This is a genomic window from Pseudomonas azotoformans (genome assembly GCF_001579805.1).
Taxonomy (GTDB): domain Bacteria; phylum Pseudomonadota; class Gammaproteobacteria; order Pseudomonadales; family Pseudomonadaceae; genus Aquipseudomonas; species Aquipseudomonas azotoformans_A.
The window spans coordinates 4,485,969-4,502,144 of the sequence record NZ_CP014546.1; the positions used below are offsets into that span (position 1 = coordinate 4,485,969).

Annotated in this window: 15 protein-coding genes and 2 pseudogenes; 16 read left to right on the forward strand and 1 reads right to left on the reverse strand. The window is 52.5% G+C overall.

Features of this window, described 5'->3' with window-relative positions:
• Window positions 1-506: 506 nt before the first annotated feature.
• The 5 genes and pseudogenes from AYR47_RS20700 to AYR47_RS20720 all read left to right on the forward strand — a co-directional run bounded on the left by AYR47_RS20700 (window position 507) and on the right by AYR47_RS20720 (window position 4,223).
• A complete protein-coding gene (locus AYR47_RS20700) occupies window positions 507-1,247 on the forward strand; it encodes a hypothetical protein (protein ID WP_061436618.1) in 741 nt (246 codons plus the stop codon).
• 28 nt (window positions 1,248-1,275) lie between these two features.
• Window positions 1,276-1,749, forward strand: coding sequence for a hypothetical protein (locus AYR47_RS20705; RefSeq protein ID WP_061436619.1), 474 nt, complete (start codon window positions 1,276-1,278; stop codon window positions 1,747-1,749).
• 41 nt (window positions 1,750-1,790) lie between these two features.
• Window positions 1,791-2,613: pseudogene (locus tag AYR47_RS20710) on the forward strand (dihydrodipicolinate synthase family protein); the annotation flags it as partial.
• 16 nt (window positions 2,614-2,629) lie between these two features.
• On the forward strand, window positions 2,630-3,127 hold the full coding sequence (locus tag AYR47_RS20715; RefSeq protein WP_156487812.1) for an aminotransferase class I/II-fold pyridoxal phosphate-dependent enzyme: 498 nt from the start codon (window positions 2,630-2,632) through the stop codon (window positions 3,125-3,127).
• A 502-nt stretch (window positions 3,128-3,629) separates the two neighbouring features.
• A complete protein-coding gene (locus AYR47_RS20720) occupies window positions 3,630-4,223 on the forward strand; it encodes a DUF6088 family protein (RefSeq protein ID WP_061436623.1) in 594 nt (197 codons plus the stop codon).
• Between the two features lie 15 nt (window positions 4,224-4,238).
• On the opposite strand, the gene AYR47_RS20725 is transcribed toward AYR47_RS20720, so the two are convergent.
• Window positions 4,239-5,389, reverse strand: a protein-coding gene (locus AYR47_RS20725; RefSeq protein WP_156487813.1) for an IS3 family transposase whose coding sequence is annotated in 2 segments (ribosomal slippage) — window positions 4,239-5,146 and window positions 5,146-5,389 — 1,152 coding nt in all. Because the reading frame shifts where the segments join, the coding sequence is not laid out codon by codon here.
• A gap of 326 nt (window positions 5,390-5,715) precedes the next feature.
• On the opposite strand from AYR47_RS20725, the gene AYR47_RS32250 reads away from it, so the two are divergent.
• From AYR47_RS32250 to AYR47_RS20790, 11 genes and pseudogenes are all read left to right on the forward strand, one after another.
• Window positions 5,716-6,021 (forward strand): hypothetical protein, encoded by a 306-nt coding sequence (locus AYR47_RS32250; RefSeq protein WP_082781518.1) that lies wholly within the window; start codon window positions 5,716-5,718, stop codon window positions 6,019-6,021.
• A gap of 197 nt (window positions 6,022-6,218) precedes the next feature.
• A pseudogene (locus tag AYR47_RS20740) lies at window positions 6,219-6,527 on the forward strand (transposase); the annotation flags it as partial.
• A 523-nt stretch (window positions 6,528-7,050) separates the two neighbouring features.
• Window positions 7,051-7,491, forward strand: coding sequence for a type II secretion system major pseudopilin GspG (gspG, locus tag AYR47_RS20745; RefSeq protein ID WP_061436629.1), 441 nt, complete (start codon window positions 7,051-7,053; stop codon window positions 7,489-7,491).
• Window positions 7,492-7,545: 54 nt separating this feature from the next.
• Window positions 7,546-8,715, forward strand: coding sequence for a type II secretion system F family protein (locus AYR47_RS20750; protein ID WP_237142490.1), 1,170 nt, complete (start codon window positions 7,546-7,548; stop codon window positions 8,713-8,715).
• Window positions 8,712-10,388, forward strand: coding sequence for a GspE/PulE family protein (locus AYR47_RS20755; protein WP_061436633.1), 1,677 nt, complete (start codon window positions 8,712-8,714; stop codon window positions 10,386-10,388). The genes AYR47_RS20750 and AYR47_RS20755 overlap by 4 nt, the downstream gene beginning before the upstream one ends.
• Complete coding sequence (locus tag AYR47_RS20760) at window positions 10,369-11,127, forward strand: hypothetical protein (RefSeq protein WP_061436635.1); 759 nt, start codon at window positions 10,369-10,371, stop codon at window positions 11,125-11,127. The genes AYR47_RS20755 and AYR47_RS20760 overlap by 20 nt, the downstream gene beginning before the upstream one ends.
• A gap of 505 nt (window positions 11,128-11,632) precedes the next feature.
• A complete protein-coding gene (locus AYR47_RS20770) occupies window positions 11,633-12,223 on the forward strand; it encodes a hypothetical protein (RefSeq protein WP_061436639.1) in 591 nt (196 codons plus the stop codon).
• Complete coding sequence (locus AYR47_RS20775; protein WP_156487814.1) at window positions 12,216-12,782, forward strand: hypothetical protein; 567 nt, start codon at window positions 12,216-12,218, stop codon at window positions 12,780-12,782. Before AYR47_RS20770 ends, AYR47_RS20775 begins: the two co-directional genes overlap by 8 nt.
• A gap of 41 nt (window positions 12,783-12,823) precedes the next feature.
• Entirely contained in the window at window positions 12,824-14,614 is a 1,791-nt protein-coding gene (locus AYR47_RS20780; RefSeq protein ID WP_167351261.1) for a hypothetical protein, read from the forward strand.
• A gap of 5 nt (window positions 14,615-14,619) precedes the next feature.
• Window positions 14,620-15,096 carry a type II secretion system protein gene (locus tag AYR47_RS20785; protein WP_420492072.1) on the forward strand — a complete coding sequence of 159 codons (477 nt, stop codon included), beginning with the start codon at window positions 14,620-14,622 and terminating at the stop codon, window positions 15,094-15,096.
• Window position 15,097: 1 nt separating this feature from the next.
• Window positions 15,098-15,478 carry a type II secretion system protein gene (locus AYR47_RS20790; RefSeq protein WP_237142491.1) on the forward strand — a complete coding sequence of 127 codons (381 nt, stop codon included), beginning with the start codon at window positions 15,098-15,100 and terminating at the stop codon, window positions 15,476-15,478.
• The last annotated feature ends 698 nt before the right edge of the window (window positions 15,479-16,176 follow it).

Genomic DNA, 16,176 nt, shown 5'->3' on the forward strand with positions numbered 1-16,176 from the left:
AATCTAGTTTGGCGTCGGAAATATGGCATACTTTTCTGTCAAATTTACGACAGAAAAACTAATGAGCTAATGATTTAAATAATACCTGGATGCAAGTTCTTGTAGCGCTTAAAGCGCTGACCAAAAGGTTAGTAGCGCATTTCGCTCGGGTATCAAAAACACAGCTGATTGGTGCTATAGGGACGAGCCACAGTTGTGCCGTGAGAGTCCTATTTTTGGTTATGCCGAGGCGGTCGCGAGGTGGAGTTGGCTGTTTTGGTGGTGCAGTTTGCAACTCCAATCTGGGGGCATATGACAGTCAGCATCAGTATGCTGGGGTTCGGCCTCCGTGCCGATCTCTATCGCTGGAGTTCCTGATGATGTGAGGTTTACGATACCAAGGGTCGAGCGGTGTGGCATATTGCCACTTTTCGACCAGTGGCGTTCAACTATGGCACCTCTGTCGAACTGGAGTTACGACGTCGTGTTTTTTGCTCAAGTCAGAAATGATCTGTAAGTAGGTGCTAATGAAAGTCTACGAGAATGTGGTCATAGGGAATTTTCTGTATTCCTTGGGGTTCTCGATACGGTCTCACCTCGACACAAATATTCCGTTCCCTAGTGTGGTAAATCTCCTCCAGCAGACACCTGTGGATAAGGAGTTGGGCGATGTCTTACTGACATTCCCAGGTCTGGTGAGATTGATTGAATTCAAAATGAAAGGCGCAAGTTTGAAGAAGGAAAGGCGTAGGCATCGAGCCCTTTCCCTGGCGTTAATGGGCGAAAATGCCATGTTGGTCGAGACGTCTAGGAGTGTTCACTGGTACGTCGAGCTTTCCGCGAAAAACCTTACAGCGCCATTGATATCGCGGGTAGTTCCTTACCTGGATGCGTTTACTGATTCAGAGTTGCTCAGGCCCGGCGGCATCGAGGAGATGGTAGAGCAGACGGCTCGGCAGGCGGTATTAGAAGTTGATCCACTATCGCGTGAACAGGCACGAGCCTATTTGGACCTGGTGCGTTTGACTTTGGGAAAAGAAAAACCGGTCGGAGCAGGAGGACTATTGCTGGTGATGGATACCCATGGCTGCATGCACTTCGCCCAGGTGCAAGATCTCGTTGATCTTAATTTGCCGGATCGGTTGTGGCTCGAAAAGGTTCTTACTGGGCCTGAAAGGCAGCCCTCGGACCTATCCATCCAACATGAGAAGGGAGGTCCCTCGTTTAAGCGCGAGCCTGAGCCTGAAATCTCCTTTCGTATGAAATGAATTATTAATCTGAAACCGAGTACGCACAATGTCGCAAATGGACCCGCAACAGTTTGATCGAGTCAGAGTGATAGTCACCGCTGCGCAAAATATCCTCGACGCCGCAGAGAGTGATCGAGTAGCTGTTAGTGAGATTCTCCAAAAATTGCAACGATTGGAAAGCAAAGTCGATCAGTCTCTGGCACAGATTCCACGAACTATTGAGGGTTCGCTGAACAAATTGTCGAGCGCCGTAGCGCAGGGGGCTGCTGTGCAGCTAAGCGAAAAATTTATTCACGCAAACCAGGCCGCAAGTGATGCCACGCAGTTGTTCCGAACTGCGGGCAACACCGTTTGGCGTAAGTATTGGATTGCCACGGCTGTATCCCAGGTTGTTTTCGCCATGACTTTGGCCGCAGCCGCGTACTATTTCATCCCGAGTAAGGCGGAGGTCGCAAGCAGGCAAAATCAGCTTGCCGAGCTTAATCGCTCAATAGCAGCATTAAAAAATGGAAAGAGGTGAGCCGTCCTTACAGGCGCTATATGAGGAGCTAGAAGCCGAGTGACGCGCAGGTGGCCAAAGACCGTGAGCTGATCGAGATCGGCATGAGTGCCGTCGTTTACTGCGGCTCCATGGGCGACTGGCCACTACTCACCGAAGCCCGGCGCCAGGAAGGCGTTGCACGCATGGTGGCGGCAGGCATCCCGACTATTGTCGGCACCGTGGCGGTGAACTCGCGTGAAGCAGTTGCCCACGCGGCGCATGCGGCGAAAATGGGCGCGAGCGGGTTGATGGTCATTCCACGTGTATCGTCGCGCGGTGCCTCGGCTTCCGCGCAGAAAGCCCACTTCGCGGCTATTTTTAATGCAGCGCGACAGTTGCCGGCAGTGATTTACAACAGCCCTTACTACGGCTTTGCCACTCGTGCCGACTTGTTCCTCGAATTGCGTCGCGAGTTCCCGAACCTCATAGGCTCGAGGAGTTCGGCGGCGCGGCAGAATTCATCCCCTCCAAAGACGACGTAGTCACTCTGATGGTGGGCGTGGATACCCAAGTGGTGCACGGTTTCGTCAAGTGCAACGCCATCACCGGCATAGGCAACGCCTTGCCGCGTGAAGGGATGCACCTGGCGCAACTGAGCAAGGCTGCGGCCAAAGGCGATGCCAAGGCACGCCAGCACGCCAAAGAACTGGAAGCGGCGTTGGCCGTATTGTCTTCGTTCGATGAAGGCACCGATCTTGTGCTGTATTACATGTACGTGATGGTGCTCAACGGAGATCTGGATACACCTTGCATTTCTACGATACCGGCGTGCTGAGTGACTCGCAGCGCCGTTACGTCGAAACACAGTTCGCCTTGTTCCGCGCGTGGTACTCGCAGTGGTCCAACGCTAAAGGCGCGCATGGCGGTGCTGCATGCCAAAGGCCAACTGGCGGTGGGCGACCCGCAAGATGCATTCGTCTTCGAGGAGCCTGGCTACCGCATGGCCAGATATTGCTTTGAGGCCACGGGCGCGACGGCGCTGCCCATACCCGTCGATGCCTCTGGACTGGATACCAGTGCCTTGCCGGAAGGTGATCGTGTGCGCTTGGCCTTTGTCACTCCGTCTCACCAGTTTCCCATGGGGGCGGTGCTTCCTGTCGCTCGTCGCCTCGAACTGCTGAGTTGGGCGAGTCGACATCACGCGTGGATCATTGAGGACGATTACGGCGGCGAGTTTCGCTATGGCCAGCGGCCCATCGACGCGCTGCAATCCATGGACGCAGAGGCTCGCGTCATTTATGTCGGAACATTCTCCAAGGCACTCTCACCGCAACTCAGGTTGGGCTATAGGGCGGTTTTTTTGCTGATCATATATCTTGGCTGCATACGCAATTTGAAAGCAAAAAATTCAACGTGATGCCCAAGATTCTGTCAGCCTGCTTTAGCATGCTGCGTCTGGGCAATTTGTATTTCTTTGTCCTCCTCTGTGATTAAGAAGAAGCACCTTCGAGCGTGCTGGCGTTGCGAGCGTGCAAGGCCCGCTACCTCATCTACGTTGATGGTTCATTCTTCTTCCACAGCCGGGCCGGATGTGGGTCGGACGCAGCGAGGATTGGAGCAGTGATGCCCTACGCGAGCCGCCATTGTTCTGATTATTGTTTTGAGGAAAACTTATTTCGGTTTGCCATAGAACTTGTATCTGCTGTGAATACGTATGGTTCATGGGCAGCTTAGATTGTAGCGCCTTCGGTCAGCATGCAACCTTGTCAATAGAGCCGAATGAATCAAGCATACGATCGCTGCTGTCCGATTTTCGCTACGGAGTGATCTGGAAGACAAGCAATTCGAGTGGCCAAGTGCCAAAGGTTTGTGTTAATGAAGTCGCGCCCCATACAGAAACTTCGGAATAAGAGTCATCCATGCCGGTCGCTAAGTCTATTTCTAAGCGTATAAAGTACATGCAGAAGGGCAAACCCTTCACCAGGTCAGTTTTTGCAGAGGAGGGCTCTCGCACCTCCGTCAATAAAGCACTGTCTCGGATGGTGCACAGCGGCGTACTAGAGCGCGTTGCTCGCGGCATCTACATGCGCCCTAAGCTGAGTGAGTATACCGGTAAGAAGATTCGAGCTAGCCCGATATCAATCATGGAAATGGTTGCAAGGGCCAGAGGCGAGACAATCCAGATTCATGGAGTGGAAGCTGCACGCAGACTGGGAATCAGCACCCAGATGCAGGTCTTACCGACTTACTACACCAGCGGGTCGACACGAGAAATCAAAATAGGCAACGCGGTAGGTCGGTTGCGTCATTCGTCTTGGCAACGACTCCAGCATGCAGGCACGCCAGTAGGTTTAGTCTTGACTGCTTTGTTTTATCTTGGGAAAGAGGGCGTGACTGAGCAATTCACCAGTAAGATCCTTAGCTCGCTTAGCGCCGAGGAGTTCAGCAAACTCATGGCCTGCAAGATGCCCAGATGGATTCGAAAGGTATTGACCGGTTTTGCTAAGGAATGAATCGCCCCGGATTCTCTAGACACCTTGCAAGCTCATTGCATGATGCTTTTCAAACTCTACCGGTGACAGCTGATTGTTGAAACCATGTCGACGTTTTGAGTTGTAGAACATTTCGATGTAATCGAACACATCGCTAAGAGCATCTTCACGTCTGGTGTAAATTTTCCGCTTGATCCGTTCTCGTTTCAGAAGCTGGAAAAAGCTCTCGGCCACGGCGTTGTCATGACAGTTACCTCGACGACTCATGCTGGCGTCCAAATTGTTTGCCTTCAAAAAACTGCGCCAATCGGAGCTGCTGTACTGGCTGCCCTGGTCGGAATGAACCATCACCTCTTGCTTCGGTTTACGCCTCCAAACCGCCATCAACAATGCATCAATAGCCAAATCACTGGTCATCTGCGCCTTCATTGACCAGCCAACGACCTGACGAGAAAACAGATCCAGCACTACTGCCAAATACAGCCAGCCTTCATAGGTACGAATGTAGGTGATGTCGGTGACCCAAACCTTGTTGGGCTCTACGACATCGAACTGGCGCTTCAGCAAATTGGGTGAGGCGACCGCTGGCTTACCGCCGTACTTTTCAGGGCGGCGTCGATAACCTGTCTGAGAGCGCAGCCCTTCAAGACGCATCAGCCTTGCCACACGATGGCGCCCGCAAACTTCACCGACCTCGCGCAGATCGTCATGGATTTTGCGATGGCCATAAACGCCGCCGTTCTCCAGCCAGGAATGCTTGATCAAACCCAGCAGTCGCTGGTCGTCTTTAGCGCGTGCAGATTGCGGCTCAGACAACCAGGCGTAATAGCCGCTGGGATGGACTTTCAGCGTCAGGCAAAGCCGTCGAATGGAATAGTCGCCGGCTCGCTGCTTGATAAAGGCGTACTTCAACCGCACTCCTTGGCAAAGTACGCGGCGGCCTTTTTTAAGATGTCTCGCTCTTCAGTAACACGCTTTAGTTCGGCTCGCAGACGACGCAATTCAGCGTGCTGATCTTCGTCTTGCTGCCGTTCTTCTTGAGGTTTGCTGTAGCGCTTTATCCAGGCATAGAGGCTATGCGTCGACACGTCGAGACGGGCCGCCACATCAGCGACAGGTAGCTTCTTTTCGGTCACTTGATTGACCGCTTGTATTTTGAATTCTTCGGGGTAACGCGGGTTGCTCATGGCACCTCCTAATTGGCCTCAGTTTAAGGCAAAGAGGTGTCTAGGAAACCCGGGGCGATTCAAGAACAGCGCGGCAGCTTTGTCAAAGAGGACGGGCAAGTTGTTATTGATGAGCATGGTCGTAAAGTCTGAGACCATGCAGGTTCAAGGCTATATTTCTTCAATGGTCTCAGCATAAAGGCGCCAAATGAGCATCGACAAGACGACGAAGTTGACCAATACCCGGAGCGAAGAAAACGCGAACTTGCTACTCCGGGCTGGGTGGACACTTTTGCTTGTGGCGGATCGTCAGGAAGGCGCTTACCAATGGGCACCTACAGGCATGCATGACCAGCATCGATTACATCTACACGTCAGCACATCTGAACACGATGGTTTACCAGCATCCACAACGACGTGGGAAAAGCTTACCTTGGAAGCAGCGAACAAAAATTATGCTCAAGCTGATTGCCGGGGATATGGGGTTTGACGTCATGCATGCCATGCTCCCGGAATATGAGCTGAGGACGGATATCGGCGACATTTCGGCAGATCTTATCGATGAATTCAAAAAGATGTCTGCACTCCGGAATTGGGGCTGGAAGTGCATTATCGACGGTACGCCGCAGGTGATGCCGCCCATTTCGTTCTAGGAAATGGTCAGCAGATGGATCATCTCCGATCCCAAACACGCCATCAGACGATTGACGGACGTTTCAGGCGACGCGTCTTTGCCATCGAGCAGGCGCTCGCGTGGTCAAATGCAACGCAAACACCTGGTCAGTACCAATGCAAATGACTGGTCAGTGGCAATGCAATCAGGTGGTCAGGTGGGGTGCAATTTCCCAGCCAGGGCTGCGTCTTGAAGTCGCAATGCACCCCGAGCACGGAACGACGAGTTCGACGCTGGGAGCATGAAGCTGTATTGGAGGAAATGCAGCTTCGGCTGAGCAAAGCATCGGAGATGATGCGCGTCCGAAAACGGACTGTTGAGCATCCCTTCGGGACGCTCAAACAATGGATGGGTGCAACGCACTTCCTGACACGAAAGCTGGCCGGGGTGAGTACGGACATGAGCTTGAATGTGCTCGCCTACAACTTGAAACGGGTCATGAAAATCATCGGTATCCATCACTTGATGAAAGTGCTAACGGCCTAAAAACCGCCTGTTTTTACGTGTCCCGATGATCTGGCGCGTTGCAGGGGCGGTTTAGCCCATCAGAAAGAGAGGTCGTGCCTTGATCAGGCTACGAAGCCGCTCAGCCTTGAAGATCGAAGCGGGATCTAGCGTTTTTACACACTCTGGGCCAATAGCTGCCGCTTGTAAAAATAGATGAGCCCCCGATTTCTATCTGAGGGAGCGAATAATCATTGGAACTTGATCGTAGCTATCAACCCAGATCACGTTTATACCCAAGCGTGCCTTTCTGTAATGTTATTGCATGTGGTCGTGATGCTCATCACACGTGAAAAAATACTTCGATGGGGGTTTAGAATTGCTAGCTTTATGGCATTGTGCAATTATCGATGGGGACGTGAACGCATTTGCCGGAGCGCACTCGCGGTAGCGCAAACGCTACTGCTCGTCGAGAGCAATATTTTTCTGCTGCTGGAAATACGGGAGCCGCCAGTTAAATAATAAAGGCGCACCGACTAAAGGATTTGGTAAGGGAGCACTGGCCATGGTTGGCAAAGCAGCAGCTGCAGCTAGTAGGGCGCGCATGCGCGGTTTCACATTACTGGAATTATTGGTTGTACTCGTCATTATCGGTTTGCTTGCCAGTATTGTGGGCCCTCGTCTCTTCGGTAACGTCACCAAATCGGAAATTACCGCCGCCAAGGCCCAATTGGATATCTTGGGCAAAGCGGTCGACCAGTTTCGCCTTGACGTCGGCAGGTATCCCTCTACGCAAGAGGGGTTGACTGTGTTGAATGTCCAGCCACCCGGCGAGGTCCGGTGGCGTGGCCCCTATCTAAAAAAGGATGTCCCCGCAGACCCCTGGGGAGTCGTTTACCAATATCGTTTTCCAGCCAGCCAGCCAAATATCGATTTTGACCTATTTTCTTTTGGAAAAGATCGAGCTCTAGGTGGCGCCGGAGAGAATGCTGACATCGCCTACTAAGGCTCCTTTCACCTTTCTTATTGGTTCATCATGGCCAAATATAGGGTCCGCGGGGTGTCTTCAGTCGGTGCCATCAACGAAGTTATGTTGATAGCCAGCTCAATTGATCATGCCCATAAGCAAGCAATCGAATCAGGTATTCGCGTCGTTGATATACGCCCAGTCGGTTGGCGGATTTCTTTATCTTCGAGAGAGAGTAGCCTTGATCTGGGATTGCTTACTCATGAAGTGGTGTCGCTGTTACGCGCCGGCTTATCGTTGATCGAAACGCTTGAGGCGTTAATCGAGCGAGAACATGTCGTCTTACGGGATCTACGTATTCTGTCGAGTGTTCTTGCGCGGATTCGTGAAGGGCAACCTTTTTCCAGGGCGTTATCGGAGTTCCCTGAAGAGTTTCCCAATCTGTTCGTAGCATCTGTAGCGGCAAGTGAGCAGACGGGAGACTTGGTCGAATCGTTGGAGCGATACCTTCGTTACCACGCACAAGCGACTCAAATTCGACAAAAAATTCTCAGCGCATCGCTGTACCCGATTCTTTTGATGGTCGCAGGTGCAGCAGTGGGGCTCTTTCTATTGTGTTATCTCGTCCCACGGTTCAGCGAGGTTTACAACAACATCAATACCGAACTGCCGTTTATGTCGCGTTGGCTGATGCACTGGGGCCAGTGGGTGAATGGCCATTGGCAGTGGGTACTCGCGGGTGGTGTTGGATCGGTGACGTCGTTTGTGTTGTTGCTGAAACGGCCAGCCGTTCGTTTTCAGTTGAAAAAACTGATCACTGGCAACCGCTGGATTGGCCCCAAAGTACGGCTTGGACAGCTTTCGCGATTCTATCGAGCTCTGGGTCTACTCCTCAGTGGCGGCATCCCGATAGTGAAGGCAATGCAGATGGTGCGGGCTCTATTACCTGCCGCTCAAAGCCACGCGTTGGAAAAGGCGATTTCTGACGTTGAGGAAGGTAAGCGTCTGAGTATTGGTTTACTCAATAACGGCCTAACCACCTCCGTCGCATTGCGACTGCTACGTGTGGGGGAGCGCAATGGGCAGATATCGAACATGCTGGAGCAAGTGGCTCTATTTCACGACGCGGAAGTCACACAGTGGATTGATCGGTTTTCTCGTTTGTTTGAACCGCTGCTGATGATCGTTATCGGATTAGTGATTGGTGCCATTGTCATATTGTTGTACTTGCCAATCTTCGATCTTGCGGGAAGCCTGCAATGACAACAGATGCTGCCGTGTGGATCGAGGTTTTCATTGCGTCAGCACGATCTTCTTTTGAGCTTGAACGTGAGCCGGTGCTGCTAGCACTGCAGAGGTTAAGCGGCCGACCTACCGCCGAGGTACTTGCCGCCGTGCATGCTTACACCGGGTGGCTCTTGCTGGAACAGCACGACGTCGAACAGATGAGTGCGGATTTCAACGAACTTGAATACGCCGAGTGCTTGAAACGTGAATGCTTGTTCATGGCCGGGGCTGATAAACAACGTTGGCTTGTGACTTCCGACCCATTGGATCCTGACCTTGCCAGTTGGGCCAGCTATAAATTTGATGGTCTCTTTCAGCTCGCGTTTGCTCATCCTCAGGTTATTAAGACTCAGCTAGCTGTTTACGAGGGGCAGGACCACGCCATCACTCGCTTGTCACCTCTTTCGCTACGAATTGAGGATGCACCGCGTGTGGAGGAGATCTCACCAGGGAGTATTGCTCGGGATCAAAGCCAGGTTATACGCCTGGTTAACTCCACACTCTATGATGCTCATCGTCAGGGGGCCAGCGACATCCATTTCGAGAACACAGGCCAAGGTTTGGTAGTGAAATACCGTACAGACGGTGTGCTTTCCCCGGCGCGAACATTGGCGGATCGATCGGTTACCGAGGAGGTGATCTCTCGTATCAAGGTCATGGCCGAGTTAGATATTGGTGAAAAGCGTATCCCGCAAGACGGCCGCTTTGCCGTCGCCATGAACGCCAGAACCATCGACTTTCGAGTCTCGGTAATGCCCAGTATGTTCGGTGAGGACGTGGTATTACGTATCCTCGACAAGCAGTCACTTACGGCTGAATTGGCACGTTTGGATTTGCAAATATTGGGTTTCGATTCGATGAGTTGTGATGCCATTCGCAAACTGGCTTCGCAGCCCTATGGCATGTTGTTGGTCACAGGGCCAACCGGTTCCGGCAAGACTACGACACTGTACGCCACGCTCAGTGAAATCAATCAGGGTAAAGACAAGATCATTACCATCGAGGATCCCGTGGAGTATCAGCTGCCCGGGGCTTTGCAGATTCCTGTGAACGAAAGAAAAGGCCTGACGTTTGCTCGAGGCCTCAGGTCCATTCTCCGTCACGACCCTGACAGAATTCTAGTGGGTGAGATCCGAGACAAGGAAACTGCGGAAATAGCCGTGCAAGCGGCGCTCACTGGCCACTTGGTCTACACCACGGTACATGCCAACAGCGTGTTTGACGTATTGAGCCGTTTCCGCCATATGGGCGTTGATATCTATAGCTTTGTCACTGCTCTCAATGGTGTCGTCGCCCAGAGGTTAGTCCGTTTGTTGTGCATGCATTGCGCAGAGCCGTCAGAGCCAGATGCAACCCTATTGGGCGCATCTGGGCTCAACTCAGCCACTACGGATGATTGGGCGTTCAGGCAGGGGCGCGGTTGTGCTCATTGCCGCGGGCTGGGCTACAAGGGGCGAAAGGCACTTGCGGAGGTGCTTGTGCTCACGGATGGCATGCGTGAATTGATTTTAGGACAAGCCCCAATTACCGAGCTTAAAACGTTGGCGAGACAGCAAGGTATGCGTTCTCTGCGTGATCAAGCTTTGCAAGCGGTGAAGGAAGGTTTGACGTCTCTGGAGGAGATCAATCGTGTCACTTTCGTTGATTGAAGGCCTGCGCCAGCGTCATGAGTTGGATCTGTACGTCGGGGATGCGCAGTTGCAATGGGCAGACCATCGAGTACAGGGGCAGACTACATATAGTGTTCAGCCGCTGTCTGACCTGCAAATTGCAGGCGTTGTGCAAGCCGTGGAGAAAGGTTTAGGCGTCTTGGGCATCAGTCGTCGTGTACGTATCAATATTATTCTCGGCCTTAGCTGGTGCAGGCACGTCCTGCTTGCGTGGGACCACCGCCTGGTTGATCCCGCGCTGGCCATTGCAGTGGCTCGCGTGAATTTCGAAAAACGTTTCGACAGCAGCGCGCAGGGGCATCATGTGATCCTGACCAAACCGGAATATCTAAAGTCACAGGTTGCCACCTTTGTGTCAGTCGAGCTGATTGAGAGTTTACGACTTTTACTGGAAAACAGGGGTGTGCAACTCGGACGCGCCGAGCCCTTACTTGCGGTGGTGTGGAATCGGTTGCCCGAATTGCCCGAAGGTGCAGGCGCGCTAGCAATACTGGAAGGAGGCAGAGTTTTGGTGGTCAGGGTTCAGGGCGGCAGCCCCAAGTCTATTTCTACACAGCCTTGTGTGGCGCCGGATGATTTGTTGGGGACCCCCTTGGCGGAATCGCTTTACGTGTTTGCCCCCGGGCAATCGGTTCCTCGGCCTCTGATTGCACTGAGCATTGAGTCTGGAAAGCAGCTTGACTCTTTTGGGTATGTACGCTGCGCGGGCACTAACTGAATGCGTCGTCTAGATATCAACTTCGGGCCCTCAGGGCGCACGTATTGGCCTCTCGCCATCGGGGTCATGTGTTTTTTGGCCGTTTTAATGCTGTGGTGGCGTGCAGACCTCCTGAGTCAGCGTGATGCACTGATACTCCTGCACTCTGGGTCTTCGCGGGGGCAGGGTGAAGCTGGCGGTGCATCTGGTGCCAACGAAGGGGCGGGTAAAGAGCTCAGAAAAATTAGCGCTTCATTACGATATCCCTGGGGTGCTGTCTGGGCGGCATTACAACAGGCTCAGGGCACGACCGTGATACTTCATCTAGAGCCGTCCGCCCGTGAGCCCAGGCTTTGGCGCCTTACCGTACAGGCACCGGACAACACCTCGATGCTGGATTATCTGCGGCAGTTGGAGTCGATGCCTGCTTGGCGTTCAGTAGTGCTGGAGAGTGAGGCGCAGCAGGTAACAACGCCAGGGGTTGGGGGCGCCGGTGTGGTATTCCAGCTTGCTTTGGAGTGGGCCGATGAGTCTTGAATGGAAGCTGTCGTCACTTCGTGCATCTGCGCGAGCACTATGGTTTCTACGCAAGTTCTGGTGGGCGCTGGACAGCAGGTTGATTGTTTTGGCTGCACTTGGGCTCTTTTCAGTTCTCCTTTGGAGGACCGTAATCGTTGGTCTTGAACGTGACATAACGTCGCTGAATTTGGTGGAAATCCCAGTGGCGGGTGACAAACCGCGCGAAACATTACCTCTTGCTTATAACCTGGCAGCATTTCTAGATTTTTTGCCGGCAGAGGAGAAACGCCTCGATTTTATTGACGGTTTTCACCGGCTTGCCGTGGACTTGGACGTTCAGTTGCTTCAAGTGAATTACCAGATCGGGAAAAACGTCAATCTGCCTGTAAGCGAGCTTGGCGCTCGGCTGGTGCTCTCAGGGCAAACATTAGCGGTACGACGATACGTTGACCGCCTGTTGCTGGAGATGCCCAGTTTAGCGATTGAGAACTTGTCCTATGAATTTCTCACCGGGGCCAATCCGGGCCAAACGCGTTTGACCTTGGATACACGGCTGTACTTACGGTCGAGCATCCGGCCGCAGGTGCGCCATGAATAGCCTCAGAATGATCGCGCGCGAACTGCAGTTGCTGTTGGCTATCGTGCTGGTACTGAGTGCTGTTGCTTTACTCAAACCAGAACGCATAACCCTTGCCGAACCTACAACTCGTCAACGATCAACAACTCAAAAAAACGAAAGTGTACAAGACGGCATGCAGTGGGTACGCCAGCCTGTTGTGTTGGTTGAAGCAACGTTGCCTGCCGACCTACCTTCGACCGACGTCACCCTGATAGCCCCCCCAGAATTGATTGAGCTTGCATCTTCTGAGCCCGCTCCGATGATGGCGCCGACACCTAATGTTATTTATCTCGGTCGCCTTAAGCAGGCACAGGAAGACTACGTATTTCTGGACGCGGGCGAGGGGGCTCGTGCGTACAAGCAAGGAGACACGCTCACAGGCAATTGGCAGGTCACTCGCATCACAGGACAGACAGTAAAACTGCGCGATCGGCATTTAGGAACCGTGCGTGAAGTGAAGATGTTTCGTGAAAATACCCAGCAAATGGGCACAGACAATCGTACCCAAAGTTTATCCCGTGGCCTTCCTATACAGTGAAAATGGACATGATGTCAGCCGTTAAGCTACACAGACGTTGGATGATTGGGCTGCTGTTGGGAGGTCTTTCGACAGGTTGTACGACTGGGCAATCACAAGGCGATGATGCGCAGCGCCTGATCGAACAGGGGCAGTTCGAGGAAGGATTGGAGCGTTACAGGGATCTGGCCAATAGGGATCCCATGGCGTATGGGCTTCGCTATATCCAACTGCGCGACAGCGTTTTGAGAGACTTGCTGCAACAAGCCAAGACCGCCCGTGATAATCGGCGTTGGGATGAAGCGGCGAGGCTTTACCGTAAAGTGTTGAACATTGAGCCAAGGCAGGAAATCGCAGTCAGGGCTCTCCAAGCGCTGCCCAGTGAGCAGGTAGTTACTGATAAGCTGGACAAGGTACGCGAGTCCTTGGCACGCGGGGATTCTGGTGGCGCCAAACGGCAGTTACAGGCTTTATTACATGACCATCCGACACAGCGCGACGCTTTGCAACAGCAGGATGTCATCCAGCGGCAAGAACAACTAATGGCCTCGGATTCAAACCTTTTGAACCCCAGATTGCAGGAGGAAATAACTCTTGAGTTGAGTGACATCAGCCTGCAAGACCTGTTGCGTTTGTTGTCCCAGACCTCGGGGGTGAATTTCGTCTTGGATAAGGATGTACCAACCGATCTGCGCACGACGATCTATACGCGTAAAACGACGGTCTTGTCAGCGCTTGACTTGATCTTGAATATGAACCAGTTGGCGCGTAAACCGCTAAGTGATACCGCGTTTTTGATCTATCCGGACAAGGAGGACAAACGTAATCGCTATGAGGAGCTGACCGTGCGAACGTTCTATTTGCGCAGTGCAGATCCCATCAAGATTCAGGACATGATCAAAGTGCTGGCGTCGCCACGTACCGTCTATGTTGATGATGCTCAGCGGATTTTGGTGGTCCGTGATCGCCCTAGCGTGATTGCAGCGGTGGAACGGTTGGTGGAGCTTTACGACGTACCTGAATCTGAAGTGGTGCTGGAGGTCGAGATTATGGAGGTCAACACGGACGGCAAAAGTAACTTGGGTGTTCAATACCCGGATACCTTGAGTGTGGGGTTGCAAGGTAGTGGCGAAAAACCTGGCTCCATCAGTTTCAAAGATTTGGGCCATGTGAATAGCAGCAATTTTCAGCTCTATTATCCTGACCCGTTAGCCATTTTGAATTTTAAGCAAACCGGGGGCGACGCGCGGATGCTGGCCAACCCACGCATTCGCGTTAGCAGTCGCCAGAAAGCGAAGATTTTGATTGGTGACAAGGTCCCGGTCATCACGACCACGGTGAACCAAACATCCAGTGCATCAATGGAGTCTGTCAGTTACCTCGACGTCGGCTTGAAACTGGAGGTGATTCCGGAAATACATTTCAATGATGATGTCTCAATCACTATCGATCTTGAGGTCAGCAATATAGCTAAGGAGATTCGTTCGGCGAACGGGTTGCTGGCTTATCAAATAGGTACTCGCAACGCCACGACGGTTTTGCGTTTGCGAGATGGTGAGAAACAAGTCTTGGCCGGGCTGCTTAAAGATGAAGCACAGCAGGCATCTTCTGAAATCCCGGGGCTTGGTTGGATTCCAGGAATAGGGCGGCTGTTTTCCAATAAGAGTAAAACCAATACCCGTTCGGAAATCGTCTTGCAAATCACCCCACATATTGTTCGTCCTGGACAGATGCCTGCGACAACGACGGTAGGGTTTGACTCTGGGACTTCGGAGCGCGCGTCTACTCATCCGCAGCGATTGACGCCCAAAGGGCAATATAGTTCGAGCACTCTTGATGAGCGGACGCAGTGAAAGTCGTGCGGCATTGCATGAAGGGTTTCACGCTTATCGAGATGGTCGTGACAGTTGCATTAGTAGCCTTATTAGCGTCGATCGTCACACCGATGGCACAGATGACCGTTCAGCGTTCGAAGGAGCAAGAGCTCAAAATCGCGTTACGGCAAATACGTGAGGCAATCGACGCTTACAAGAAGGCGGGGGATGAGGGGCGTGTTTACCGATCAGGCATGACTACGGGGTATCCGGAGAACCTGCAGGTGTTGGTAGATGGAGTACCTGACCAACGCGATCTGAAGGGGAAAAAGATATTTTTCCTTCGTCGTCTGCCACGTGATCCTATGGCCACTGACTCAAGGTTACCCGCGGAACGCACCTGGGGCTTGCGAAGTTATGCCAGTGAAGGGGCGGCTCCGCAGCCGGGAGATGACGTTTACGATGTGTACTCGATGAAGTCAGGGGCCGGCCTAAACGGTGTACCTTACAAGGAGTGGTGAAGTGGCCAGTTTTCACGTGAAAGGTTTCACGCTTATCGAGTTGTTGGTGGTATTAGCCATTGTCGCCACACTATTGAGCATAGTCGCACCACGCTACGTGCACCAGGTCGACAAAGCCCAAGATGCTGCATTGCGCGAAAACCTCGTTATCTTGCGTCAAGCACTGGACCACTATTATGCGGATAAAGACCACTACCCGGACTCGTTGCAGGCCTTGGTGGAAGAGCGTTATCTGCGCAAATTGCCCGTTGACCCTTGGACCCGCCGCAATGACAGCTGGGAGACGGTGACTGAAGAAGACTCTGGTATTTCCAGGGTTATCGACGTGTTAAGTGGCGCGTCAGGCACAGCTGCAGACGGAACAGATTACCGCTCATGGTAGGGCGGCGGGCAAGGCAAGAGGGCCTGACCTACTTCTGGTTTCTGCTAGTCATTTTAGTGTTATCCCTGGGGATAGGGCAGTACCTTGATTTTCAGTCGAGTGTGGTGCGACGCTTGAAAGAAGCGGAATTGTTGCGGGTTGGAACACTTTATCAAGAGGCTATTGGCCAATATTACCTCAGTTCACCGAATGGGTTGTTCCAGTACCCGGAGCGTCTGGAGGATTTGTTACGCGATCCGCGACACGTAGTGGTACGACGTTACATTCGACACCTATATCCAGACCCCATGACTGGACAGCCCTTTAAGCTGATTGTGTTTCAGCGTGGAGGTATTTCTGGTGTGCGGAGCTCGTCCGCGTCTCAGCCTATAGGAACTCATCCTCCGGAGAGTGTTTCTATAGGGTTATCAGTGGGCTATGAATCTTGGGAGTTTGTTTATTCAAGTCCATGAAGGCCACGGTTTACGTACGAGACGAAAGCGAATTGAGAGCCTTATCACGCAGATGAAAAAATATTTAAGTGGAGACTGGCAAAATGCTACTTCTTCCCTAAGCTCACATTCACATGCCGTTCGGCAACCACAAAACTGATTGCCATGGATGGTTCGCCTGTATCGCTGTAATGGGTACAACCCTTGCGAGGACAACATGGACGTTGAGCAGAATAAAGAAACGCTATTCTCGATGAGGCCTTTATC

Bases quoted from the DNA above. Each gene is read 5' to 3' on its own strand.
- AYR47_RS20755 (WP_061436633.1), top strand. From the start codon at position 8,712: ATGACAACAGATGCTGCCGTGTGGATCGAGGTTTTCATTGCGTCAGCA.
- gspG (WP_061436629.1), top strand. From the start codon at position 7,051: ATGGTTGGCAAAGCAGCAGCTGCAGCTAGTAGGGCGCGCATGCGCGGT.
- AYR47_RS32250 (WP_082781518.1), top strand. From the start codon at position 5,716: ATGACCAGCATCGATTACATCTACACGTCAGCACATCTGAACACGATG.
- AYR47_RS20720 (WP_061436623.1), top strand. From the start codon at position 3,630: ATGCCGGTCGCTAAGTCTATTTCTAAGCGTATAAAGTACATGCAGAAG.
- AYR47_RS20715 (WP_156487812.1), top strand. From the start codon at position 2,630: ATGGCGGTGCTGCATGCCAAAGGCCAACTGGCGGTGGGCGACCCGCAA.
- AYR47_RS20780 (WP_167351261.1), top strand. From the start codon at position 12,824: ATGATTGGGCTGCTGTTGGGAGGTCTTTCGACAGGTTGTACGACTGGG.
- AYR47_RS20775 (WP_156487814.1), top strand. From the start codon at position 12,216: ATGAATAGCCTCAGAATGATCGCGCGCGAACTGCAGTTGCTGTTGGCT.
- AYR47_RS20705 (WP_061436619.1), top strand. From the start codon at position 1,276: ATGTCGCAAATGGACCCGCAACAGTTTGATCGAGTCAGAGTGATAGTC.
- AYR47_RS20700 (WP_061436618.1), top strand. From the start codon at position 507: ATGAAAGTCTACGAGAATGTGGTCATAGGGAATTTTCTGTATTCCTTG.
- AYR47_RS20770 (WP_061436639.1), top strand. From the start codon at position 11,633: ATGAGTCTTGAATGGAAGCTGTCGTCACTTCGTGCATCTGCGCGAGCA.